Consider the following 21,466-nt stretch of genomic DNA (forward strand, 5'->3'; position numbering starts at 1 on the left):
CGTTAGCTCACCGCATCGAGGAACGGGACGACGTCGCCGGCGCCGCGAGAACCATCTGCGTTGCAGACTGGGCAGCCCTCCCGGGAGCCATGGGCGGTAAACCGTTCATCCCGTGCATGCCAGCGGCGGACCCGGTTGGGGACCATGCCGTCGTTGCCGTGGAAGCCCGTCAGCGCCGCTATCATTTCGTTGACCGCCGTCGTCGCCATCTCCGTCGTGAAGGTGACCACCGCTGGTGCCGGGTCGCCGCCGCCCATCACATAGGCTTCCGCCTTGCGCTTCTGGAACTCGTCCGGCCGGCTCCGTTCGAGGTCCTCTTCGTTGGCCCGTGCAGCATTGACCACGCCCGAGCAGATCAGGCAGGGACGGCCGGGCAAGACGGTGGTGACGCGTCCATTTAGGTCGTTGCCGTGCGTTTCGCTGGCGGCGACCATCCGGAGGCCGACGTCGATCAGCGGGATGCCGTAGAAGTATGCCAATCGATTGACGAAGATGCGGCCGGAATTGTCGTCGGTGCATCCGAACACGAAGTCGGCCGATTTCAGGGTGTCCCGGACCTCCTCCGACTTCACCCACGCCTGGCTGGTGACCACATGGCAGTCGACGCCCATGGCTTCGATCTCGCGCTTGAGGATGTCGACTTTGAGCATGCCGACGTCATGCCTGCGCGATCCGTGGACCCGGTTGAGGTTGCTCTCGGCAAGAGTGTCGTTGTCGATAAGGGAGATGCGGCCCACGCCCAACCGGGCAAGCAGCAGGGCGACCGGGCTGCCCGTGCCGCCGCAGCCGACGACGCAAACCCGCAACGAGCGCAAGGTCTCGTTGAACCGGTCGCCGAACAGCCGTCGCTGCCGGTCAAGGTGCGGCGCATCGAAGTCATCGCCGTTGGAGGCGTGGCGGAGGAAACGGCCACCAACGATCTGCACCGCATCGGCCAAAGTGTAGCCGTTGGCATCGGTCCACATACGGGCGCAGATCGATCCGTCGCCACCCAAGACAATGCTAACCAGGCCACGAACGCCCTTGAGGCTCGCGGTTCGGGCGAGCTCGCGCTCGTTGCGATCGTCCTGCTCCGAGAAGAAGGCATGGCTGCCGGGATGGGTGTGCACGATCGCAGGCACTTTTCCGGCGATCGTGGCATCACCGAGCAGGCGCATGAACCCTGTGGTGCTCCAGGTGACGTGGACCGGCGACGCGCTGATCCTGTCGGCGGCAGGGATGCCTACGACCCGGTGAGAGATCAGGCGCAGCCGAGGCTGCCCGGTCCAAGGGTCGGTGGCGATGTCGGAGGCGCCCAGCAGCATGTAGGCGGCGGCTTCCGGCGCATCGCGCGCCGGAAGCAAGGGACGCAGGAGGTCCATGTGCTGCTCGAGGACGGTGATGTCGAGGGCCACCATCCTAGGCCGCCTTCGCGAAAGCGAGTTCAGCACGGGCCACCATGGTGCGGATGCCGTCGATGCCGGCCCGCCATTCGGCGTGGCGCGACCAGCGCTGCCAATTCTGGCCACCGAACAGGTGCGGCTGGTCGGCGCAGTTCGCGTAACGACCGGTGGCCTTGAGCTTGATCCACGGCATGGTGAAGAACATGTCGACGCTGGCATCGGGATAGCCCGCCGGCAGCTGGATCATCACGTCCACCACGTCGCGATCGAACTTGCCGGGAGGCAGCGGGAAGTTCTTGATCACGACGCCGGTCGAGCCCGCGTCGGCGATCATTTCGCAAGTCAGGCCATGGTCCTCAATGAACTGGCGGTCGGCGGACGGAAGGGCACCAAGACCCTCCGTGGTCTCGCGGATCACCGTGATGAACCTCTCGATGCCCTTGCCGGACAGATCTACCAGATCGGTGTCGCCGATGGGGCGGTCATGGCCACCGCGCACTTCGAGGTAGATGGTGTAGCGCTCGTCCACGCCGGCGAGGTTCCGGACCGCCTTGCCGCTGATCAGGTTGCGGCCCCAAGACATCTGGCGCTGCTCGATGGTGAAGTTAAAGGCACGGTCGCTCTCGAAGTAGGCGAATACCTCGGTTCCCTTGGCGCGCAGGTCGTAGGTCTCGTCGAGGCGAACGTCCTCGAACTCGCCGTTAGGCAGGATCGCGTAGAGGATGTTGTTCTCGATGTCGCGAACACCCGCTGCCATAAGGATCTGGCGGCCGAGAGGGATAGGATCGGGGACGGAAGCATCCTTGAAGGTCACGCCATCGGTGGTAGTGCGGATGCGGTACGCGGTATTGGCGGCCTCGGCCGCATTAAGTTCAGAAGTCATAATCGTTCTCTCCGTGGGCATGTCGCTCAATTGCGTGCCCTACAGGGAGTTGATCTGAGCCGGTTCGCCGAACCGGTAAGCGATCTTCAAACTTTTTTAACGAGCGTGCCTTCGGGCAGCGTGCCGCAAATGAAAAACGATGGGCATTTCGGGCATGGGCGCCCCGTTCGATCCAGCGGCAGGTCGCCGGCGACGATGGTCGACAGCACGTCATCGACCTCCTGGCGCCGTGCAGCCCATTTCTTGGGTTCGATCTCGATGGTGACAGGCTCGTCCTCGGCCAGGTGCACGATCTGGATGGTCGAGGTGGGGAAGGCATCCTTCGCCGCGAGGAACATCGAGATCGTCGACAGGTCGCTCAATGCCGACTTGACGGTTTGACCCGTCTTCACCCGGCGGACCAGGATGCCGCCCTCTGGCGTCCGAAGCAATTCGTCGACCCGGATGTCGATGCTAGCAGCGGCCGCGGCATGCCTGAGGCCGGGGTCCTCCAGCTTCGTCATGCCCGCACGGCTGGCGATGAGCCGGTCGACCAGCGACTGCGCGATGCCGCGATACTCGGCTGCATAGCCGCTGGCGCTGACGCCTGTTGCCTCCAGCGCCCCGGAGAGCCGCTGGGCGACCTCCTCCGACGAGACCTCGTGCGGCTCCATGGCGACGACCCAGTCCACCACGGCCTGAACGGCATCGTGCATCTTCATGAACGTGGTCTCGGTCCGCTTCCCCCCGACGCCGAGCAGATGGGAGTAGTAGAAGCGCCGTGGGCAGCTGGCGTGCGTCGCCAATCGCGTGGCGGCGAAGGACACGCTACCATCGAACACGATGTCGACCAGCGAGTCGTCGGCCTGGACGAGCTCGATCGCCGGGTCCACGCGGTGGCGCCGCATCGGCGGCACGATGCGGTCGAGGAATTCGGAATGGCCCCACTTCGTCCCACCCTTTTTCATAGTGGGCGTGTAGATCGCCAGCCGATCCTTCGCCCGGGACATGGCAACGTAGAACAGACACTCCTGCTCGTCGACATGCGCTTTGACCCGAAGCTCCTTGCCGGTGCCGGACAGGTCGCGCACCAGGCCGTTCGGGGTCTCGACACCTTGAAACCGGTTCGGCGTGCTCGGAATGGTGGTGTTGTTGGCACCGGGGAAGTGCACCGCGCGGAATTCCAGGCCCTTGGAGCCGTGGATGGTCATCAGCCGAACGGCGTCGAGCTTCTGGGCGGCAGTTGGCAATTGCCGAAGGTCGCGATCGTCGGCGAGCCTGACCAGTCGACGGATGCGATCGAGAAGACTAGAGATTGGTGCACCCGATCCGGGGGCCGGATTGCGCACGAAGTTCATCAACTGCCAGATCGCGATGCTCTTCGCCCGCGACGAGATCGTGGTCTGCGAAGCCAGATCGGCGGCAATGCGGGTGCGGTCGAGCAGGAGGGTCGCGAGCACCTCCGAGGGATAGGACTTCTCATCGAAGCCGTGCAGCGCCACGCCCAGCGCGCCGAGCGCTGCGCGACCCGGTGCCGTCAGGTCGGGAAGCTGCTCCGGCGACGGATTCCAAATCTGGTCGGTCGTGGAGCCGGCGGCCAGGCTCTGGACGACCAGCGACACGTCGCCGATGCTCATTTGGAACTGAGGCATAGCGGCCGCCCTGACGATGCCCATTGCCCGCTTGTCCACCAGGATCGACAGCAGCGAAAGCAGGTCCTTCACCTCGGATCGTTCGAAGATGCTGCCCAAATGCAGCACCGGAATGCCCAAGGTCTCGAGGGCGGCGCCGATCTTGGCCAGTTTGTCGTTGCCAGTGCAGAGGATGGCCTGATCCCGGTAGTCGATGCCGTCCTTCCGGAACGCTTCGATGGCCTCTGCCACCGCTTCGATCTCGTCGGCGGCGTAGTCGACCTGGCAGTGCTCGGGCGGGTGGCCGAGGCGACCCCGCTGCGCAACGAGGCCGGAGTCCTTGCCCTTCGCGACGTTCATCGTAGCGGCAAAGCGGGAGAAGGTCTCGACGATCTCCTCGCCCGAGCGGTAGTTGACGATCAGTCGTCCGCCTTCCGCTCCCGCGAAATCGACGGCGAAATTCCCCAGGTTGACAGACGACGCGCCGCGGAAACGATAGATCGACTGCTTCGCGTCTCCGACCGCCCATAGGTGCTGACCAGTAGGACGAAGCAGCTTAAGCAGCGCCACGCTGCTCCGGTTGACGTCCTGGTACTCGTCGACAAGGATGTGCGCATAGTCCTCGGAAAGGGCGCTGCGGACGTCCTCGTGCTCGGTCAGGAGCTTGACCGGCAATGTAACTAGGTCGCCGAAGTCCAGACGCTGCGACGCGCCCTTCATCTCCTCGTACCGGCGATAGACCCCAGCCACCTCGATCTGCTTCTCGGCCGCGATGCGCAGGTCGTCGTCGCCCCCAGCGGCGGCGAGCATGGCATCTGCGAGGATGGCGTAGTCCTGCGGCGTTGCGAGCTCGTCCTTAGCGCGCGATATGGCCGCCAGAATCCTGTCGAGATTGTCGGTGGGGTCCCAAAGGTTCTTATAGTGCTTCAGCTCGAGGCGAGGCGCTTCGGCCTCCAGGAGACCGATCGCGTCGGCACGATCGATCATCTTGGGATCGTCCGGCAGCCCGAGCAGATCGTGGAACCGGCGCACCAGGTCGAGTCCGAAGGAATGGAAGGTGCCGATCCACATGGCGGCAGCGGCCTCCGGGTCGACTTCGGCGATGCGCTCGAACAGTTCGCCGGCCGCCCTGTTCGAGAAGGTCAGCACCAGGATCCCGCGGGGGTCGACGCCCTTGGAAAGGAGGAACGCCACCCGGCCGACGAGCGTCTGGGTCTTCCCGGTGCCGGGACCTGCTTCGAGAAGATAGGCATTGCCCAAGTGCTCGGCCGCGGCCCTCTGCTGGTCGTTCAACGGGCGTTCGATATTCTCTTTTTGCCTTTCCGCCTCCACCACGGGCAGAAGCAGGGCATCGAGCAGTTGTTGGACTACAACCGCACGCGGCGCGCCGATATGCGTAGCCAGATCGACCGACGTCATCCCGCCATCGATATGGAGGGCTTTCGCAGTCGCACGAGGAAGGAGCAGTTCGCGGGCGAACAGGTCCATCTGGACCTCACGCCTCTGGCGCCGGCTGTAGTCCTCGACACGCTCCGCCCCTACCGGCGGCATCTCCGCGGGTCTGGAGGCATCGACATCCGTCGTCTCGTACCTTTGCGTGCGGTCGCCGAGCTCCACATGACCCACCTCGTGCGCGACCAGGAACGCATCGTCGAACTCGGACCCTGTCGTCTCGTGGGCGATGAGCGGCATGTCGGGATCGTAGATGGCGCGGGCACCGTTCAGCATGGCGCTGCCCTTGTCGACCCGTTGCACCTCCACGCCCGCCCTGGCTGCCGCGGCCAGCGCCAGCTGGTACGGCATGCGGATGTCGGCCCCGCCGGCGATCAGTTCGGCATTGATCTCGGCTCCCCGCCGCCTTGCGACCTCGACGGCGTCCATCTCACGCCTCTTCTAGCAGTTGGGCGATCTCGTCCGGGCTGTGGCCGCATTGCGCCAGCAGCTCCGGCAACGTCAGTTGAGGTCCGACGCTGGGCTTGCCATCCGCTTTGTAGCTCGCTCCGGTCGCGAGCGTGCGCGGCTCACTCAAGTAGGCGGTCAGCTCGTCCACGCTGGTGCTCAAGGCTTCGGCCAGGCGGGAAAGGAAGCGCGACGGGATCGAGGCGATCTGGACCGCGCGGTCTCGGAGCTGCATGACGACCATGGTCCTGACCCCGATGCTGACCGCGACCTCCTTCGTGAAGCCCTTGGCGGTCAGCGGTGCCGTCGAGCTCAACGAATACCTGTTCCAGGATGCCAAGACCAACGGCGATTCCATATCGATGGGCGTGTCGTTCTCGCCGTCCAGCTCGAGTTCGAGCACCAGATCGAGCAGGTCGGTCTGCAGGTCGGGATAGGTCGTCATGTAGCGGTCCAGAGTGGCCTTGTCGTGGCTCGGCTCGATCGCGAATGCGGCCAGGATGTTCTCCACATCTTCAACTGGGCGGGTCATTCTAATTCCTCCAAAGCCTTCTTGAGCTTACCAATGGCCCGTTTCCGCCGATTGCGCACCGTTTGGTCGTTGCAATCGAGCAGACTCGAGATGGTGATGACATCCGGGTCGATGGAGGCATCCTGGTAGCCCTTCCGGGAGAGCAGAATCACGCTTCGTTCTTCTGCAGGTAGTTTGCTGATCGCAGCGTCGAGGGCGGACCGGTAAACCGGATCATCAATTTTTTCGCGATTCTGGGGATCGAACGCGCCCGCTGCCTTTTCCACCTCGGAGGAGATCGCCTCGTCGTCGTCGTACGAGAGCGGTTCATTGCGGCTCTCCTCGCGATCGACCTTGGCGCGGGCGGTCGATCGCAGCGACTTGATGGAATCGGCGAAGTTGACCTCGTAGTAGTCAAGCCCAGCCAAATATCCGTTCCGGTCCTTGGTCAACTTGAGCTCGAACGCGAAAACGACGGATTCCACAATCTTGGCGGCCCGACCGGTAATAGCCTGCTTTCCGTTCACGTAGTGATATGCGCCCGGCACTGTCCCAGCGTACACCACCCGCGCCAGCAGCGCCTTGTACATGAGTTCGAACTGGCGAGTGGAATTGTCTTGCTTTGACTTCCGAACGAAATGGAGAATGCACTCCGGCGGAACAAAGTCGGGATGGGTCGGCGTCGATATCTGCATCCGTTGAATTAGCTGGTCTCGAGGCAGTTGCTCGAGTTGGCCGATCATCGCTTCAACATCGTCCCGACGCTGGTATTGGACGCCGTTCGGATATGTCATCCTGAGCGGTTCTACCAAGAAGTCCCCCTTTCCCCAAGGAATGGAACTAAATATCGTTGGGACCCGCGCTTTCTGCAAGTCATCCAGCGGTATTCTGCTAGTCTATTCATTCGCGTGGCGATTAGTCAGGGCAAGTATTCGCGCTAGATCATGGCGACTGGTAAGGGCATCGATCTCACCCCGTGGCCGTGCAAAAGCGCCTCCATTCTCGTGGGTTATCCGGTCAACAAAAAAATGGTCATGCCACCACCAGAAGCACCGCATTCTGGGCAGGTCATCGCGACCTTGAAGGCGTAATCGACCTCGGCATCGCCATGTGTGGCCATCACCGTGTCGTAGACAATGACATGCTGGTGGCCGCGACCTGCCGAGCAATGGCTGATGAGGACATAGCCGGCATCGCGGAACTGGGACAGGCGGGTGATCGGCTCGATGGGCTTGGGCGGGATGTCGGGGACACGCATCTTCTCGGGCACCTACTCGAAGATCCGCCGGTATGATGCCAACGATGGCAAGGCGAGGCAATGACATCGAGCGGGCCGAAGTTTCGACCGCTGGTTCTATGCATCATCCACCCACATGCTCAGCATCGTCACAGGAGACGGCGATGCATTGGCAAAGACCCCGCAACGGGAACTACATGAGCGACAGTCTGGACGGTCACACTTGGCAGATCAGCCGGCTCGCAAACAATGGCAATGCCTCGCTGGATCTTTTGGTCGACTCGGGGAGTCCGGCGAAGAAAGCCGTGGCGCAATGCGCCAGCATTGCCGAGGCCAGGATTATCGCCACCTGTCTGGAAAATGCCGACGATATCGAACTGCCTGATCTTGCCGAACAGGCTTCCGAGCTTGGCCTGCGCGAGCTTCAGGGCTTCCCCGATGACGTGGCAGACGAGATCATCGGCAATCTGTTGCGGCACGGTCACGACAGTCACCGATACAAGCGACGGGCGCGCAGATGGTTCGGCAATGACGAGGTCACCTATTTGATGACGGTCGATGAGACCAACCACTTCCCGGTCTATGGCTTCCGCATGGGTGACGATCGAATTGTCCGACCCGACTTCGTGTATATGCAGCCGCGCCCACTGAGACAGGCAACGGCCGCTGCCTTTGCATTCGGCCAAATGGAAATCCTGATGATGCGTCGCGAATTGCACGGATCGATCGAGAACTCGCTCAGGGGAGATCAACATCATGACCTAGTCGATCGCTTTGAGGACGGCTACTACGGCGCGCTGGAAAACTCATACAGAATCTGACGGAAGGTCTACGTGGCCTCCCACACCCGATTGAGGATCTTGGCCGCGATCGCGGACTTGTCCTGGGGCAGGAAGCGCCCATAGTGCTGCTGCACCATGGCCGGTGTGTCCTGGATGGCATAGCTCGCCTGCTCACAGCTACCGGTCTGCTTGAGATTATGCGTGGCCGATACATCGCGAACGTTCTGCGGGCGATGAGGCAACAGAACGGATCCCATTTTGCACAATTGGCAATGGCAGGAGCACCAATTCGTTGAACGCTTTGGAGCAGGTTATGTCTGGCTAGCGCCCATGCCAGAGGCGCAACCTCATATGATCGGCATGCGTATCAGACGCACACCTAAACGATTTGGCGGTCCAGCCTTTCGATCGTGGCCGCCAGATGGGCCCGCAGTCGGACGAGTGACATCGAGGTGATCATTGGCCGGCGTCCGCTCAAGACTAGGAAGAGGTCGAACACCTCGTCCGAGTGCTTTGCCAGTTCCACCAGGTGATGCCCGGTGGGGCCGCAGCTCCCCGACAGCCAGTTCTTTGCAGTGCGTTCGCTGGCGCCTGTCCAGTTCATCACGGTCTTGATGCTGCGACGGCTTTGGCCCAGTTCATTGCGCAGCGCTGCTGCGACCATCAGATTGAAATCCCGTTTCATTGCCTGATCTCTCCATGGGCAACCTTCTGCCCACAATAGGCAACACCATCCGCGTCAACCGACGATAAAGTCCTTTGCGAAAACTGGAGGTTTCGTCAGACGTCACTGTGCATGGCGAAGCAGGAGTGTTTCGCCATGCCGGACGATGTTGTGAGTTCCCGCCCCCCCGGCACCCTGCGCCGCGCGGCCGAATACGTCCGGATGTCGACCGAGCATCAGCAGTACTCGACCGAGAACCAGGCCAGGATCATTAAGGAATACGCCCAGCACCGGGGTTTCGAGATCATCAGGACCTATGCCGACGAGGGACGCAGCGGCCTCCGCATGGAAGGTCGCGATGCTTTGAAGCGCTTGATCGCGGATGTCGAGAGTGGCAACGCGGGTTTCGAAGCGATCCTGGTCTACGACGTCAGCCGGTGGGGTCGGTTCCAGGACGCCGACGAAAGCGCCTACTACGAATACATCTGCAAGCGCGCTGGCATAGCCGTGCACTATTGCGGCGAAATGTTCGAGAACGACGGGTCGCCTGTCTCGACCATCGTCAAGGGCGTCAAGCGTGCCATGGCCGGAGAGTACAGCCGAGAGCTATCGGCGAAGGTATGGATCGGGCAGGGCCATTTGATCGAGCTAGGATACCGACAGGGCGGTCCGCCGGGATTCGGCTTCCGAAGAGTGCTGATCGATCAGTCGGGCGCTCACAAGGCGGTCCTGGGCCGCGGAGAGCACAAGAGCATTCAGACAGATCGTGTGGTTCTTGACCTCGGTCCGCCCGAAGAGCTCGAAACCGTTCGCGGCATCTACCGCCTGTTCGTGCACGACAACCGGACCGAGAAGGAAATCGCGCAGGCGCTCAATGCTGAAGGGATTCTCACCGATCTGGGCAGGCCGTGGACTAGAGGCACCGTGCACCAGATACTGATCAATGAGAAGTACCTGGGCAACAACGTCTGGAACCGGGTCTCTTTCAAGCTCAAGAAGAAGCGCGTCAAGAACGATCCCGATATGTGGATTCGCTCGGATGGCGTGTTCCCTGCGATCGTCGATCGAAACATCTTCGATGCCGCGCAGACCATCATCAAGGCTCGATTCATCAAGCTCACCGACGAGGAACTGCTCGACGCATTGCGCGGGTTATGCGACCGGGCCGGCGTGCTGTCCGGCATGACCATCGATGAAGCCGACGAAATGCCATCGAGCAGCGCGTATCGGTCTCGGTTCGGCAGTCTGCTTCGCGCCTATCAGTTGATCGGGTACCGTCCGCGTCGCGATTATCGGTACATCGAGATCAATCGTGCTCTTCGCGCCAAGCACCCCGGCATCGTTTCCGACGTGACCTCCGCGCTTCGGCGGTGGGGATCTTCCGTTTCCACGGATGCCTCGACCGACCTGCTGTCCGTCAATGGCGAGTTCAGTGCTTCCATAGTAATCGCCAAGTGCCAGCGGACATCGGCAGGATCGCATCGCTGGCGCCTTCGCTTCGACCACGGTCTGCTGCCCGACATCACCATCGTGGTGAGGATGGCCGCCAACAATGTAGATGCCCTCGACTACTACCTTCTGCCCAGCATCGATCTGGTTCGCGGCAAGCTGAAGCTGGCCGAGGAGAACGGCCTGGGTATAGACGGATACCGCTTCGAGGATCTCACCGAGTTCTACTCCTTCGTCAGTCCTGTCCATCTCATGGGAGCCGCGTGAATGGCCGTCCAGCATGCTCAGAAGATCGAGATGATACCTATATCGGCGATAACACCGATCAATCCCCGATCGCGGAACAAGAAGCAGCACGGTGAGATCGTCGAGAACATCGACGCAATCGGGTTGAAGCGCCCTATCACGGTCAGTACAAGGCGTGGTCCTGGCGGCGTCCGATATGACCTGGTGTGCGGCGAGGGTCGCCTGGAAGCATTCAAGCTTCTTGGAGCGACCGAAATACCCGCCGTGGTGATCGAGGCCGATGAAAACGACTGCCTCGTCATGAGCCTGGTAGAGAACATCGCTCGACGCAAGCATCGTCCGATCGATCTCATGCAGGAGATCGGAAGCCTGTCCAAGCGGGGTTACACAGACAAGCAGATCGCCGATAAGACCGGCATCAGCCCAAGCTACGCCAACATGTTGACCAAGCTCCTCGAGGACGGCGAGGAGCGGCTGGTTTCGGCAGTTGAAAGCGGGTTGATACCGTTGAGCCTCGCCCTGGACATTGCACGATCCGAGACCGCCGAGGTCCAGAACATGCTGATGGACGCCTATCAGGCTGGCAAGATCAAGGGCAAGAAGCTGGCGTCCATCCGCCGCCTTCTCGACCAGCGCGAACGTCGGCGCAGGAAGATGCCGGATAGCGGTTTCGGTTCCGTCCGAGGATCCCGCCGCATCACGCCAGTCGACCTCATGAAGGTCTATCAGAGGGAGGCCGAGAAGCAGCGCATCTTGGTGAAGAAGTCCGATTTCACCCAGCGCAAGCTGCTGTTCATCGTTGAGGCGCTCAAGGATCTCCTGTCGGAAGCCAGCTTTGTCGATGTTCTCCAGTCCGAGAAATTGGAGTCGATGCCGCGCGCTTTGGCGTCGCGCATCGCGGGGGAAACGGTACAATGACCGCCGGTAGCGGCAAGGCGGTGAAGCTCGCTTTCGAGGCCTCGGGGATCCACCTGAACCTAACTCAGATCGTGCCCTTGAAAACGATGCGACCTGGCACGAAGGAGAGCAAGAAATACGCCCAGATCCTTCGATCGGTGAAGGCGATCGGTCTTGTGGAAGCACCAGTGGTCTCACGCGACCCGAGCAATCCAGGGAAGTTCTTCCTGCTCGATGGCATGCTTCGTATCGAGGCACTCAAAGATCTTGGCATCGACCAGGTAGAATGCCTGATCGCTACTGACGACGAGACGTATACCTACAACAAGCGCATCAACCGACTGGTGCCTGTGCAAGAGCACAATATGGTTGTGAACGCTATCAAAAGAGGTGTGCCTGAGGCTCAGATCGCGGAGGCCCTGGGCTTGGAGGTCACCTCGGTCCGGCGGCGCGCGCGAATGCTCGACGGCATCTGCCCCGAGGCAGTACAACTCCTCACCAATGCGCCGTGCCCGTTCCGGGTCTTCGACATTCTGCGTCAGATGACATCGATCCGTCAGATCGAGGCGGCCGAGCTGATGCTGGGGCAGCAGAACTTCACCGCGGTCTTCGCCAGGGCGCTATTGGTGGCGACGTCGGAGAACCAGCTCGTCCCAGAGGCTAGGACAAAGCCTCAGGAGCCTCAGTCGGCCAAGGAGCAGATTGCTCGATTGGAGCGCGAACTCGTCAGCCTGCAATCCCAGATCAAGTCGGTAGAGGACGATTACGGCATCGACAACCTGCACCTAACGGTCGCGAAGGGGTATGTCGCCAAGCTTCTGGGCAATGCACGGGTGGTGCGCTGGCTGGCGCAGAATCGGCACGAGTATCTTGGTGAGCTTCAGAACGTGGCCGAAATAGAAACGGTGGGCACAGCAGCCATAGCCGCCGAGTAACGCGAACCCGGCCCTATGGTCGAGTCAGATCGCCGTGCTTCCAACTGAGACGGTCGGCCTTTGACCATTCCGAGAACGCATTCGCCACTGCCATACTCAGCTCGGACAAGGGGACAGCATTGGCCAAGCGTCCGGCAGCGGCCAATGCAATGCGCTTCGTCGTCGGCAGCCGGTAAGCTGGGATGACGAAGAATGACCACTGCGAGGGCTCCCTGTGGTCCGCGCTCTCGTCGACAACGGAATGCAGGGCAAGGACGTAGACGTCCGCGTTCCGTCCCGGCGCGTCAACCCATGCATCGTCTCGCCAGACCTGCTTGCGCGGGGCGATGTCCCAGGATGGCCTGGGCCCGCCCTTGGTGACCCAGGTCTGCTTCAAGGCCGATTGTTTCACTTCCAGCCGCACGCCGTCGGCGTTGATGAAGTCGTGCTCGGCATAATCGGCGCTGCACCAGGTCCAGTCCGTCAGCGCACCGGCGATCATGGCTTCGACGATCACGGACCGGTAGACGTTGGTCACCAGCGGCCTGCCGAAGATCGCCGCCGCGGCGGAGGCGATAACCTCATCCTTGGTCACTGCCGTTCTCCTCAATTGCGTCGAGCCACGCGTCCAGCCTCCGCGTGCTGGATGCGTCATCACGAGCACCGCTTCTTGGAGCACGTAGCTCGGCCAGCATCGAGCGGCAGGTCGCCTCGCCTTCATCCGCGGCTTCATCCTCGCGTCGGTGCGACGGGATGCGTTGGAAGTAGGCGAGCTTCTTCTCGAAATGACGGATCAGCTTGTCACGCTTGGGATCGACCGTGGGGACCCGCATCAGCACCAGAACTCGTGGCCATCGGGCCAACGGCGCGCCAGTCCCTCGGAGATCAGGATATCGCCGACGTCGGTGCCGCCGATACGGATGGTGGCAAGGGTTCGGTCGTAGCGATCAGTGCCGAAGGTCTCGACGCTGAAGCTGTTGCTGTTCAACAGGTCGAGGAGGCGAGCGCTGGCGCGCTTGGCCAGGGCTACCTCTTGGGCTCCGCCGCAGATGTCGTCATACGGCTCGGGCGTGTCGTAAGCCTGCAGTCGGAGGTTCATGCCATCGAGCCAGATGGTGTCACCATCGACCACGCAGGTATGGCGCTGCCCGGAACCGCACATGCGGAACTGTACCCGCATCTCGGATGCCACGACGGCTTGGCCGCCGCCTGGCAGGAAAGAGTCGGCGGCGATCCATCCCAGTGTGCAGACGCTGAGCAGCGCGATCACGGCAAGCGCCGGCGTGATCGTGTCCCGCCTGGCAGATTTCGGTGGCCGCGCCGATCGGCGCCTTTGATCGAAACGGATGATGGACATGCCGGCATCCTATCAGATGAGCGTTTCCGGTTGGTTTCGCGGCTGGCACGATTTCGATGGGATAGGTCTACCGGTAACTCAGGGGGCGGATGAACATCGACCAGTAATACTCTGTGGCCTGCTCAGCCGACATTCTCTTGATGTCGTTCTTCCTTTCGAAGTCCGAAATTCCCATGCCCATCATGGCCGAGAAGACGAGCTCCTCACCGGCTGAAGGCGAGAGGATCTCATTGGCAGAATTAGCCGTAGAACGACCCTGCGTGTAACAGATGCTATTGGGCCCAAACATGTCGCCCAGATAGATGCGGCAGTCGCACTTGCTCTTCCCGTCCACGAACAATTCGGCGCGGAAATCGGTGGCAGTGTTGTCGGTGAAATCGGTTTCGATTCGCGCTTCCTCTTGACTGGCCTGCTCCAGCCTCGCCTTAAAACCCTCCCGGATATGGGCGAACCCCTCCTTGGCGAACTTCCTGATCTCCAGCTCGGTCGGCTTGGTCTTCAGCCGCGGCAGTACGGAAGCGGATGGGCGTGGTGTCGCCGGTGAAGCCTCCCCTGGGAACGTCTTCTCGCCGTGCGTCACCGTAGCTCCAGGGAATACCGGTCGCTTCTCTGGCTTGGCCCGCTTGTGGTCGATGCCGTCAAGCAATGTCCGTCGCGCGGCATCCTCATGCAGGTCGTGGATGCGGATCTGCACGATGGTCGGCAGCAACCCAGTCGGCTGGCACTCGCGGACCATCACTGGCACGATCCGGCGATCCTGGCCTTGCGGATCCTTCGCGAACGCCGCCGCCCACTCCGATGCAGCCATCTTCGACCCAAGATAATCTGGCGAGAGCACCAGTACCGTTCGTTCCGCCTTGTCGGCGGCATCCTGCATCTCGAGCACGAAGTTGCTGCCCGGCCGGAAATCCCAAGCCTGTATTTTGGTGGTGAAGCCGGCCTCCTCAAGCACGAAGGCGATCCACTCCGCCCACTGACGATCCTTATGAGTGTAGCTGATGAAGAAGTCGGTCATCGGAGATCCGGTCAGAGGAATCGAGTGCCATCATTCTACCCGCTCCCTCAGACGAGATGGAACTGCTAGTTGATGCTACTGAGAGAGTGCCGGATCCTTTGGCGGCAGGGACAATCCCATTGTTCTCTCTGCCGACACTTTCCGAATTACGGGGTCGAACTCTTTGAAGACTCGCAGCGTGAAATCGGCCATCTTGGAAACGAGGTCCACGTAGACCATTCGGGGCTCGGAATTGAGCGTCATGAGTTCCTCCTCGACGACACTGATGAAACGGCCACTGCCGACGGGCGCCAATCCGGCGATATAGGCATTCCTATCGGGTGTTGTACCAGGCCCCATCATCAGATGGGCCCGGATGGACGTCTCGTCCTTTTTGATCTCCAGCAGCATCAACCGTTTGGTGTTCGTCCAGTCTTTGGCGGTTCTGAAGGCTGCCAAGTCGTCCCAGTCCTCATAGGCATACCTAAGGATTTTCTTGGCGTGTTTGTCTGCGACCACGGATACGCCTGCTGGGGATATGCTCGCAACGAAGGCAGCACCGTCCTCCTTGATCTGATCCAGGACCTCCTGCAGGGGGTCAGGCCTGCGATCCATCAGGTATGCTAGAGCGTCCCCATGTTTGGACCAAAGTTCCCGAGCGGTTCTTTCAAGTTCCTTGTTCCCCAAGTGATGCCTCCTCATCATTGATATGTACGACCGCAGCATCTCATGTGCTTGCGAAGCATGATGTTCACTGGCGTCGGCAAACTCACTGAGTGCGTCTATGAGATCGTGCAGTTTGAACTCGGTCCACGAGGCATCGTTTGGTGCTTCATGGTGCTTCGTTAGGAAGAGGTAATCGTACCTCCACCCTTCGGTACCAGGCCATGTGGCCTCGATGATGGTCCTGTATCGCTGGAGCTGATCGCTGCTCTGCGAGGCGTCAATCTTCAGTTCTATGGCGACTATGCGCTTGGCCTTGGGGAGCAAGATGAGCAAGTCGATATTTCGCCATTCCCTTCTGATCTCGGCATCGTCGAGCGCACTTGCCTCTATGGTGCTCATGGCGTCTTCGATGAGCGCACACTTCAGAAAAGCCCATAGTATGGACGTGCCGAATCCATGGGGTCGAAATGGGTTCAGTATATACCCAAGGTAGTTGCTGTGTCGGATTTCGGCTCGAACCATGCCCACTGCCTCGAACGGGCAGAACTGGCCGAAGCGGCCTTCCAATTGTTGAAAGGCCGGGTCGCTCATGAGTGCGGTTAGCTCATCCATCTCACCTGAAGGTCCCCTGTCTAAGCCGGTGCGCACTGCGCCGGCCGGAACAGCATCGCTCACGAAGTTTCTCCTTCACCTACTTCAACACCGGCGAAATTCAGCTCTGGCAGCCGTTCCATTCTGGTCTTAATTCCGTCAAACGTCATGGGCTGGAACGACTGATGGTCGACACCGCAGTCCCAGCTGCGCCGGCTCGACGGCAGCCGGTCGTGCGTGTGGCCGTGGAAATGGACATCCCCCGAATGAAGGCCGTTCCATTCCCTGAGGGGATAATGGCACAGCACGATCTTGGGCCCGCCCTTGGCGACTACGGTTCGCATGTCGTCGACACTCGCCCAGCCCAAATTGGTGCAGATGTCATCGCCATCATGATTGCCGCGGATCAGTCTCTTGATCCCTTTGAGGCGCTTGAAGATGGCGGCGGCGTCACCGAACGGAACATCTTCTCCGGCGAAATCCCCCAAGTGCCAGACGGTATCGGTGGGCTGCACGAACGTGTTCCACTTGGTGACCAGATCACGGTCGTGCGCGCCGATATCGGCGTAGGGTCGCATGGCCATGTCGAGAATGCCGGTATGTCCGAAATGGGTGTCGCACACGAACCAATGCGTGTGGTCGACCAGGATGGCATCGGCGCTGCTCATGGTTTTCCTCTCAGCTGACCTTGCCCTTGACGCCCGACTTATCCCCCTGCCGGCCGCAGGGCGTAGTCTCCAGGGCCAAAGGAGAATCAGATGCACCAGATTTTGGCAACGGTGGTGGGGGCGGTGTTGGGTGGACTTGGGTTTCTCGCGCGCCGTCTTCTTGAGCGGGATCCACTGGCCACGGTCATCGATCGTCGGCTGCGCTTGGTCTCACTGCATCAGCGCATGAAGGCCGCCCAGCTGACCGAAAACGACCTGGTCCAGATGGAGCGAGGGCTAGCGCAGGATGAATCCAGGGAAATTCGGCCGAAACGGGCCGAGGATCCGGCCGATTCGACGTCGGATACTTACGTTCAGCAGAAACCTTTCAATCAGTACGGATTGTAGCTCAGAGCAGAACATTGGCTTCTAGAGCACAACTTAGGTGTTCTCAACAGCTGGGCTGGAATTCCGGCAGCTCATCGAGAAAGAGCACGCCGTTATGCGCGAGGCTCGCTTCACCGGGCCGCACCTTTAACCCGCCCCCGACCAAGGCCGCCATCGAGGCCGAATGATGCGGCGCGCGGAAGGGGCGGCGATCGGACAGGGCACCGCCGGCAAGTTCGCCCGCGATGGACTGGATCATCGACACGTCCAGCAATTCGCGTGGCGTCAGCGGCGGCAAGATCGAGGGCAGGCGCGCGGCAAGCATGCTTTTGCCCGCGCCGGGCGGGCCGACCATGAGGAAGTTAGAGGGTATTATTACTCCTCGCCTATGCCTGTGACACACGGCTAATACCCTCTAATATGAACAAGTTATATCGTATTGTTTCCGTCAATGTGCAGCAAAACACTAGCAACTTTCCCAAATCTCCAATCAAGATCAGAGCTTCATGTCTTCTATATTTTAACTTCATGTACGCTGAGAACCGCGTGATGGTACGCTCCCTTCCTTACGTCACAATATGAAATGTTGTTAAACCCCAATCTTCCAATTGCCCGCAACGTTACTTGGTAGCGTAAAAATTGTATTATTTCCCAGATTTTTGCGATTTTTCGCTACGTCGAATATTTCGAAAGCATTTCTCAGATCAAATTTCTGAGAATTTCGTTCCAGATTTTATTGTCCGAAATTCCAGAAAAAATGGGCGTGTAAAGAAAAATCTGGGAAATAAAAAGTCTTTCTATTTTTTCCTCCGTCGCTTTACATGGAGCTAAAAAATTATATTTTATCATCATTCAAATAGATAAGGCTGATACGCTATGTTAAACGACAATAAAAACTCCTCTCTGCAAGAAAATATGTCCGCTCTTTGCGCTGATCTGTTTAGAATGCATCTCAGCACGTTTTCAAGCGACACATCTGATGAACTACAATTCCTTTTTGCATTCTCGCTAATCTATAAGAGAGACTTAGCCGAGATGCACAAGTCGGTCCACCTATGTGGTGCCAGGGATGCTGATAAAATCAATGTTGCTGTGAACTCATTTTTCGGGCGAGCGGAGCTTAATTCGGCGCAGCCTGCAACTGTCCGGAAGCGATCAAAGGCCGTGGTGAAAGTCAGCAATCTGTCCTCACTGAGCCCCTCAGGTGTATGTTATCGAACTGGGCTAGTCATTCTGCCGGACGCGTCTCGCAATGCTGACGATGTCGAAGCCTTGTTCAACGAACTCGACCTAGAAGGCGTGCCGGTGGTTTTTCACGGCCCCACCGTCGAACACGCGTTCCAGTGGGTGCTGACAGGCCAGGCTGTTGACCCGGCTCTTCTTGAAGATTTCCTCGACCATTAGACGTCGTGAGGTCAAGCGCACTCTGCGCTTTGTACAATACTCTAGTTCAATTCAAATTGGTTCGTGATCCTAAACGCGTTCACGACTTAAATTGTCACAAGGGAAAAAAATGAGCAGATTGCGTTATAAGGCAGAACGGATACGAGCGCTTGTGGATGATCATCTGAGCCGGTTTAACATACCGCGAAGCTCCAGAGAGCCCCTTTACTGTGATTCTGTGGGATATATCAGCATCACCACAGATAATCCGGGTGAATTGCCTTATTTCGAAGAAATTCGAGCACATATGCTTCACAGAGATTCGTACGAAAAGCTTCGCAACACACTTTTTATTCACGGTGACGTTGGTGCTTATAACGAACGGTTCACGGAAGAAGCAATCTTCGTAGCGCCTGCCGGCCTCAAGGATCTGTTTTTGGAAGAGTTTCATTCAACAGCTGAGCACTTGGGTGTTAGCGAGCAATTCAAAGAGTACGACATTGATGGTCAAGAGGCATTTCTATTCGAAGCGATGTTCCATGATTATGTGGAGTGCCCGCAGGGTTTTCCCAATGTTCACTTCGTTTAAGACTTACGGTTTATGATTTTCATCTTTTCGCTTTGCTAGAGAGGGGTTGGCCGTTACCGTCTGACTTTGAGAGGGATACATGCCACGGACAGCTTATTCTTATATCCGCATGTCAACGCCTAGCCAGATCAAGGGCGACAGCCTGCGGCGGCAGGCGGACTCTTCACTTCGGTACGCTTTGGAGCACAATCTAGATATCGATGAAACACTGGAGCTCAAAGATCTGGGGGTGTCTGCTTACAAGGGCGATAACGCGACCACCGGCGCGCTTTCCCGATTTCTCCAAGCAGTCGACACTGGGAGGGTCTCTCCCGGAAGCGTTCTGCTAGTAGAGTCTCTTGATCGCCTCAGTCGGCAGCGTGTTGGAGCGGCGATGTCGCTGTTCTTAAACATTGTAGAGCGAGGGATAACCATCGTAACTTTGTCTGACGGTCAGATTTACGCTCCAGGAATATCAGACCCTATACCACTACTGCAGTCGTTGCTCATCATGTCACGAGCACACGAAGAATCGCAGCTCAAGGGTCAACGCGTGGCTGCCGCCTGGCAGAGGAAACGAGACACAATCGATCTTGAGAAACTCAGTAAGCAATGTCCGCTTTGGCTTCGGTTGGCAGATGATCGCAAGCAGTTCTTTGTACAAGCTGATAGAGCAGAGATTGTTAGGACCATTTTCGAATGGTCGCTTGAAGGGCTTGGCCGCTACAGCATTGCTAAGCGGCTGAATGGCGATAGCGTTCCGCCCTTTGGCCGAGCAGCGAAATGGCAGGAGTCCTATGTTGAGAAAATACTGAGTAATCGCGCAGTAATTGGTGAATTCCAGCCCCATCGCAAAATTGATGGCCGACGGATTCCACATGGCGCAGCTATCGCTGACTACTTTCCTGCGGTTGTTGAGAGAGACCTTTTCTACGCAGTCCAGGGTGTACGTTTTGAACGCCGTTCCGGTGCTGGTGGGCGCCGAGGTGTCGACCATGCCAACTTGTTTACACATGTTGCAAGATGCGGCGAATGTGGCGATCCGATGAGAATGGTGAACAAGGGGAAAAAGCCCAAGGGTGGCCGATATCTTCGTTGCGCAAGTTCGCTACTTGGCTCTGGATGTACCGCAAAAGCCTGGCCATACGAAGCCTTCGAGAGAGCCTTCCTTAGCTTCTGTGGAGAGATAGACATAGCGTCAGCCGAAGACGCCGCTGACCATCAGGCTGCTAATACAGCGCGACTACAGTCGATTGCAGCAAGCGAAGAGCGCTTGCGGCTTGCAAGAATTCGTAGGGATAACGCTTTCACGCTCCTCGATGGGACCGCGGACGTTGCCTATATCCAAATCAAAATTGAGCAATGCAATGAAGAGGTTCGTCTTCTGACGGGTGAGCTAGAAGCCGCTAGGACTTTGAAAGTATTTATCCCTACGCGAGAAGAGACGGTGAGCTTAGTTGAGCGAGTCAAGGGTGTGCGGCATGGGGGTACTGAATTTCGGTTAAGGGTTGCTACCCGGCTGAAGCAAATTGTCCGGTCGTTACGGCTATACCCAACAGGCATCGATGCCGGGCGTATGTTGAAGCCCTTTAGCAACGCGGATTGGCTAAACGACCCCGTCAGCCGGACTCAAGATTTTGGGATACCAGCTTTTGCGGTGGAGTTTTCGAGCGGTCTGCGGCGTCACGTGGTGGCGGGGATAGATGCTGTTTCACCTTACGCCATAATCACTGAGGCGCCAGGGGTTGGTGATCCACAACTGCTTCGGCTTAAACGAAAAGAATTAGCATTAATGGGGCTCGTTGCCGCCTAAATAGCAACGGACACATAAAACGTTTTCAGAATCCTAGCCCCACCACGCGTGGGTAGGTAAAGTACGTTTGCTCATGCGACAACTCCCTTGAGCGATCCCCGACATTAACATTTTGATCACCCTTGAGCTTTGCTCCGGGGTAGTCGTATCATGGAAATTTAACAGTTGAGAAAAACGTTGAAGCTCAAAAATACTACTCGGTCGAATGTCAAGGCTTCTAACAAACCTAACATCTTGAGCAGTGAACAGGCCCAAGGTCACTATCAACGATGGATCCAAGATCTTTTTACTACATACCGAAACAAAGAGCCCGCGGAACGCTACTCGTCTTTGGACGAGTACCTGAAGCAAAATGCAACATTTATAACGGCCACTTTCCATCAGTGGGGCATAGCGTCAAAGAAGCGAAACATGGAGCTTCGAGGGTCCGATAGCTCTTTGGAACTAGACGCCTTTCATAAGCTATACCGGGACGTAGCTCGGGGTACCTTAGGCAACCACTGGGACAAGAAGGGCAAAGCTATTCGCTGGCCGCTTGCTGTGGTCGCTATCGATCATCCCGAAGCCAAGTACGCAAAGACAACCA

At 58.8% G+C, this 21,466-nt stretch carries 21 protein-coding genes and 2 pseudogenes; 8 read left to right on the forward strand and 15 right to left on the reverse strand.

The features are described 5' to 3' along the window. Positions 1–2: 2 nt before the first annotated feature. The 6 genes from JI748_RS14890 to JI748_RS14915 form a co-directional block, all read right to left on the reverse strand. Positions 3–1,397: a ThiF family adenylyltransferase gene (locus JI748_RS14890; RefSeq protein WP_201632397.1), complete on the reverse strand. Its 1,395-nt coding sequence runs from the start codon at positions 1,395–1,397 to the stop codon at positions 3–5. Between the two features lies 1 nt (position 1,398). Further along, positions 1,399–2,265, reverse strand: a complete 867-nt coding sequence (locus JI748_RS14895) for a multiubiquitin domain-containing protein (RefSeq protein WP_201632399.1) — start codon at positions 2,263–2,265, stop codon at positions 1,399–1,401. 86 nt (positions 2,266–2,351) lie between these two features. After that, on the reverse strand, positions 2,352–5,756 hold the full coding sequence (locus JI748_RS14900; RefSeq protein WP_201632402.1) for an ATP-dependent helicase: 3,405 nt from the start codon (positions 5,754–5,756) through the stop codon (positions 2,352–2,354). A 1-nt stretch (position 5,757) separates the two neighbouring features. Then, positions 5,758–6,306, reverse strand: a complete 549-nt coding sequence (locus JI748_RS14905; RefSeq protein ID WP_201632405.1) for a hypothetical protein — start codon at positions 6,304–6,306, stop codon at positions 5,758–5,760. Continuing rightward, positions 6,303–7,097: an RNA polymerase sigma factor gene (locus JI748_RS14910; RefSeq protein ID WP_201632407.1), complete on the reverse strand. Its 795-nt coding sequence runs from the start codon at positions 7,095–7,097 to the stop codon at positions 6,303–6,305. The genes JI748_RS14905 and JI748_RS14910 overlap by 4 nt, the downstream gene beginning before the upstream one ends. A 197-nt stretch (positions 7,098–7,294) precedes the next feature. After that, the gene (locus JI748_RS14915) at positions 7,295–7,543 is read right to left on the reverse strand and encodes a hypothetical protein (RefSeq protein ID WP_201632410.1); all 249 of its coding nucleotides are present in this window, start codon (positions 7,541–7,543) and stop codon (positions 7,295–7,297) included. A 176-nt stretch (positions 7,544–7,719) separates the two neighbouring features. Here JI748_RS14915 and JI748_RS14920 point away from each other — a divergent pair, with 176 nt between their 5' ends. Then, positions 7,720–8,343 (forward strand): hypothetical protein, encoded by a 624-nt coding sequence (locus JI748_RS14920; protein ID WP_201632413.1) that lies wholly within the window; start codon positions 7,720–7,722, stop codon positions 8,341–8,343. An 8-nt stretch (positions 8,344–8,351) separates the two neighbouring features. Here JI748_RS14920 and JI748_RS14925 read toward each other — a convergent pair. Next, positions 8,352–8,549: pseudogene (locus JI748_RS14925) on the reverse strand (hypothetical protein); the annotation flags it as partial. 134 nt (positions 8,550–8,683) lie between these two features. Then, entirely contained in the window at positions 8,684–8,989 is a 306-nt protein-coding gene (locus JI748_RS14930) for a hypothetical protein (protein ID WP_201632416.1), read from the reverse strand. A gap of 135 nt (positions 8,990–9,124) precedes the next feature. On the opposite strand from JI748_RS14930, the gene JI748_RS14935 reads away from it, so the two are divergent. Genes JI748_RS14935 through JI748_RS14945 form a run of 3 tightly spaced genes read left to right on the forward strand, consistent with a single transcriptional unit; the run spans position 9,125 to position 12,495 of the window. Then, the gene (locus JI748_RS14935; RefSeq protein ID WP_267911597.1) at positions 9,125–10,684 is read left to right on the forward strand and encodes a recombinase family protein; all 1,560 of its coding nucleotides are present in this window, start codon (positions 9,125–9,127) and stop codon (positions 10,682–10,684) included. Further along, positions 10,685–11,581: a plasmid partitioning protein RepB C-terminal domain-containing protein gene (locus JI748_RS14940; protein WP_233280546.1), complete on the forward strand. Its 897-nt coding sequence runs from the start codon at positions 10,685–10,687 to the stop codon at positions 11,579–11,581. After that, the gene (locus JI748_RS14945; RefSeq protein WP_201632419.1) at positions 11,578–12,495 is read left to right on the forward strand and encodes a plasmid partitioning protein RepB C-terminal domain-containing protein; all 918 of its coding nucleotides are present in this window, start codon (positions 11,578–11,580) and stop codon (positions 12,493–12,495) included. Before JI748_RS14940 ends, JI748_RS14945 begins: the two co-directional genes overlap by 4 nt. A 13-nt stretch (positions 12,496–12,508) precedes the next feature. Here the strand turns inward: JI748_RS14945 and JI748_RS14950 are convergent, their stop codons facing one another. From JI748_RS14950 to JI748_RS14975, 6 genes are all read right to left on the reverse strand, one after another. Then, the gene (locus tag JI748_RS14950) at positions 12,509–13,069 is read right to left on the reverse strand and encodes a hypothetical protein (RefSeq protein ID WP_201632422.1); all 561 of its coding nucleotides are present in this window, start codon (positions 13,067–13,069) and stop codon (positions 12,509–12,511) included. Then, entirely contained in the window at positions 13,056–13,313 is a 258-nt protein-coding gene (locus tag JI748_RS14955) for a hypothetical protein (RefSeq protein ID WP_201632425.1), read from the reverse strand. The genes JI748_RS14950 and JI748_RS14955 overlap by 14 nt, the downstream gene beginning before the upstream one ends. Beyond that, the gene (locus tag JI748_RS14960; RefSeq protein ID WP_201632428.1) at positions 13,307–13,831 is read right to left on the reverse strand and encodes a thermonuclease family protein; all 525 of its coding nucleotides are present in this window, start codon (positions 13,829–13,831) and stop codon (positions 13,307–13,309) included. Before JI748_RS14960 ends, JI748_RS14955 begins: the two co-directional genes overlap by 7 nt. 67 nt (positions 13,832–13,898) lie before the next feature. Beyond that, the gene (locus tag JI748_RS14965) at positions 13,899–14,846 is read right to left on the reverse strand and encodes a toll/interleukin-1 receptor domain-containing protein (protein ID WP_201632431.1); all 948 of its coding nucleotides are present in this window, start codon (positions 14,844–14,846) and stop codon (positions 13,899–13,901) included. A 75-nt stretch (positions 14,847–14,921) separates the two neighbouring features. After that, complete coding sequence (locus tag JI748_RS14970) at positions 14,922–16,166, reverse strand: PDDEXK-like family protein (RefSeq protein WP_201632434.1); 1,245 nt, start codon at positions 16,164–16,166, stop codon at positions 14,922–14,924. Then, the gene (locus tag JI748_RS14975; protein WP_201632437.1) at positions 16,163–16,750 is read right to left on the reverse strand and encodes a metallophosphoesterase; all 588 of its coding nucleotides are present in this window, start codon (positions 16,748–16,750) and stop codon (positions 16,163–16,165) included. The genes JI748_RS14970 and JI748_RS14975 overlap by 4 nt, the downstream gene beginning before the upstream one ends. 90 nt (positions 16,751–16,840) lie before the next feature. On the opposite strand from JI748_RS14975, the gene JI748_RS14980 reads away from it, so the two are divergent. Next, a complete protein-coding gene (locus tag JI748_RS14980; RefSeq protein WP_201632440.1) occupies positions 16,841–17,137 on the forward strand; it encodes a hypothetical protein in 297 nt (98 codons plus the stop codon). Positions 17,138–17,189: 52 nt separating this feature from the next. Here the strand turns inward: JI748_RS14980 and JI748_RS14985 are convergent. Beyond that, positions 17,190–17,480 (reverse strand): annotated as a pseudogene (locus JI748_RS14985) (ATP-binding protein); the annotation flags it as partial. Positions 17,481–17,992: 512 nt separating this feature from the next. On the opposite strand from JI748_RS14985, the gene JI748_RS14990 reads away from it, so the two are divergent. From JI748_RS14990 to JI748_RS15000, 3 genes are all read left to right on the forward strand, one after another. Then, positions 17,993–18,520: a hypothetical protein gene (locus tag JI748_RS14990; protein WP_201632443.1), complete on the forward strand. Its 528-nt coding sequence runs from the start codon at positions 17,993–17,995 to the stop codon at positions 18,518–18,520. Between the two features lie 109 nt (positions 18,521–18,629). Then, positions 18,630–19,088 carry a hypothetical protein gene (locus tag JI748_RS14995; protein ID WP_201632446.1) on the forward strand — a complete coding sequence of 153 codons (459 nt, stop codon included), beginning with the start codon at positions 18,630–18,632 and terminating at the stop codon, positions 19,086–19,088. A gap of 79 nt (positions 19,089–19,167) precedes the next feature. Then, positions 19,168–20,880 carry a recombinase family protein gene (locus JI748_RS15000; protein WP_201632448.1) on the forward strand — a complete coding sequence of 571 codons (1,713 nt, stop codon included), beginning with the start codon at positions 19,168–19,170 and terminating at the stop codon, positions 20,878–20,880. Positions 20,881–21,466 lie beyond the last annotated feature (586 nt).

Origin of the sequence: Devosia rhizoryzae, assembly GCF_016698665.1 — a bacterium.
GTDB classification, from domain to species: Bacteria; Pseudomonadota; Alphaproteobacteria; order Rhizobiales; family Devosiaceae; genus Devosia; species Devosia rhizoryzae.

What these genes read in the sequence shown, in the direction of transcription:
- JI748_RS14895 (WP_201632399.1), bottom strand. Translation starts at nt 2,265, where the DNA reads ATGACTTCTGAACTTAATGCGGCCGAGGCCGCCAATACCGCGTACCGC.
- JI748_RS14995 (WP_201632446.1), top strand. Translation starts at nt 18,630, where the DNA reads ATGAGCAGATTGCGTTATAAGGCAGAACGGATACGAGCGCTTGTGGAT.
- JI748_RS14900 (WP_201632402.1), bottom strand. Translation starts at nt 5,756, where the DNA reads ATGGACGCCGTCGAGGTCGCAAGGCGGCGGGGAGCCGAGATCAATGCC.
- JI748_RS14890 (WP_201632397.1), bottom strand. Translation starts at nt 1,397, where the DNA reads ATGGTGGCCCTCGACATCACCGTCCTCGAGCAGCACATGGACCTCCTG.
- JI748_RS15000 (WP_201632448.1), top strand. Translation starts at nt 19,168, where the DNA reads ATGCCACGGACAGCTTATTCTTATATCCGCATGTCAACGCCTAGCCAG.
- JI748_RS14940 (WP_233280546.1), top strand. Translation starts at nt 10,685, where the DNA reads ATGGCCGTCCAGCATGCTCAGAAGATCGAGATGATACCTATATCGGCG.
- JI748_RS14920 (WP_201632413.1), top strand. Translation starts at nt 7,720, where the DNA reads ATGAGCGACAGTCTGGACGGTCACACTTGGCAGATCAGCCGGCTCGCA.
- JI748_RS14975 (WP_201632437.1), bottom strand. Translation starts at nt 16,750, where the DNA reads ATGAGCAGCGCCGATGCCATCCTGGTCGACCACACGCATTGGTTCGTG.
- JI748_RS14935 (WP_267911597.1), top strand. Translation starts at nt 9,125, where the DNA reads ATGCCGGACGATGTTGTGAGTTCCCGCCCCCCCGGCACCCTGCGCCGC.
- JI748_RS14980 (WP_201632440.1), top strand. Translation starts at nt 16,841, where the DNA reads ATGCACCAGATTTTGGCAACGGTGGTGGGGGCGGTGTTGGGTGGACTT.
- JI748_RS14960 (WP_201632428.1), bottom strand. Translation starts at nt 13,831, where the DNA reads ATGTCCATCATCCGTTTCGATCAAAGGCGCCGATCGGCGCGGCCACCG.
- JI748_RS14915 (WP_201632410.1), bottom strand. Translation starts at nt 7,543, where the DNA reads ATGCGTGTCCCCGACATCCCGCCCAAGCCCATCGAGCCGATCACCCGC.
- JI748_RS14990 (WP_201632443.1), top strand. Translation starts at nt 17,993, where the DNA reads ATGTTAAACGACAATAAAAACTCCTCTCTGCAAGAAAATATGTCCGCT.
- JI748_RS14930 (WP_201632416.1), bottom strand. Translation starts at nt 8,989, where the DNA reads ATGAAACGGGATTTCAATCTGATGGTCGCAGCAGCGCTGCGCAATGAA.
- JI748_RS14945 (WP_201632419.1), top strand. Translation starts at nt 11,578, where the DNA reads ATGACCGCCGGTAGCGGCAAGGCGGTGAAGCTCGCTTTCGAGGCCTCG.
- JI748_RS14965 (WP_201632431.1), bottom strand. Translation starts at nt 14,846, where the DNA reads ATGACCGACTTCTTCATCAGCTACACTCATAAGGATCGTCAGTGGGCG.
- JI748_RS14905 (WP_201632405.1), bottom strand. Translation starts at nt 6,306, where the DNA reads ATGACCCGCCCAGTTGAAGATGTGGAGAACATCCTGGCCGCATTCGCG.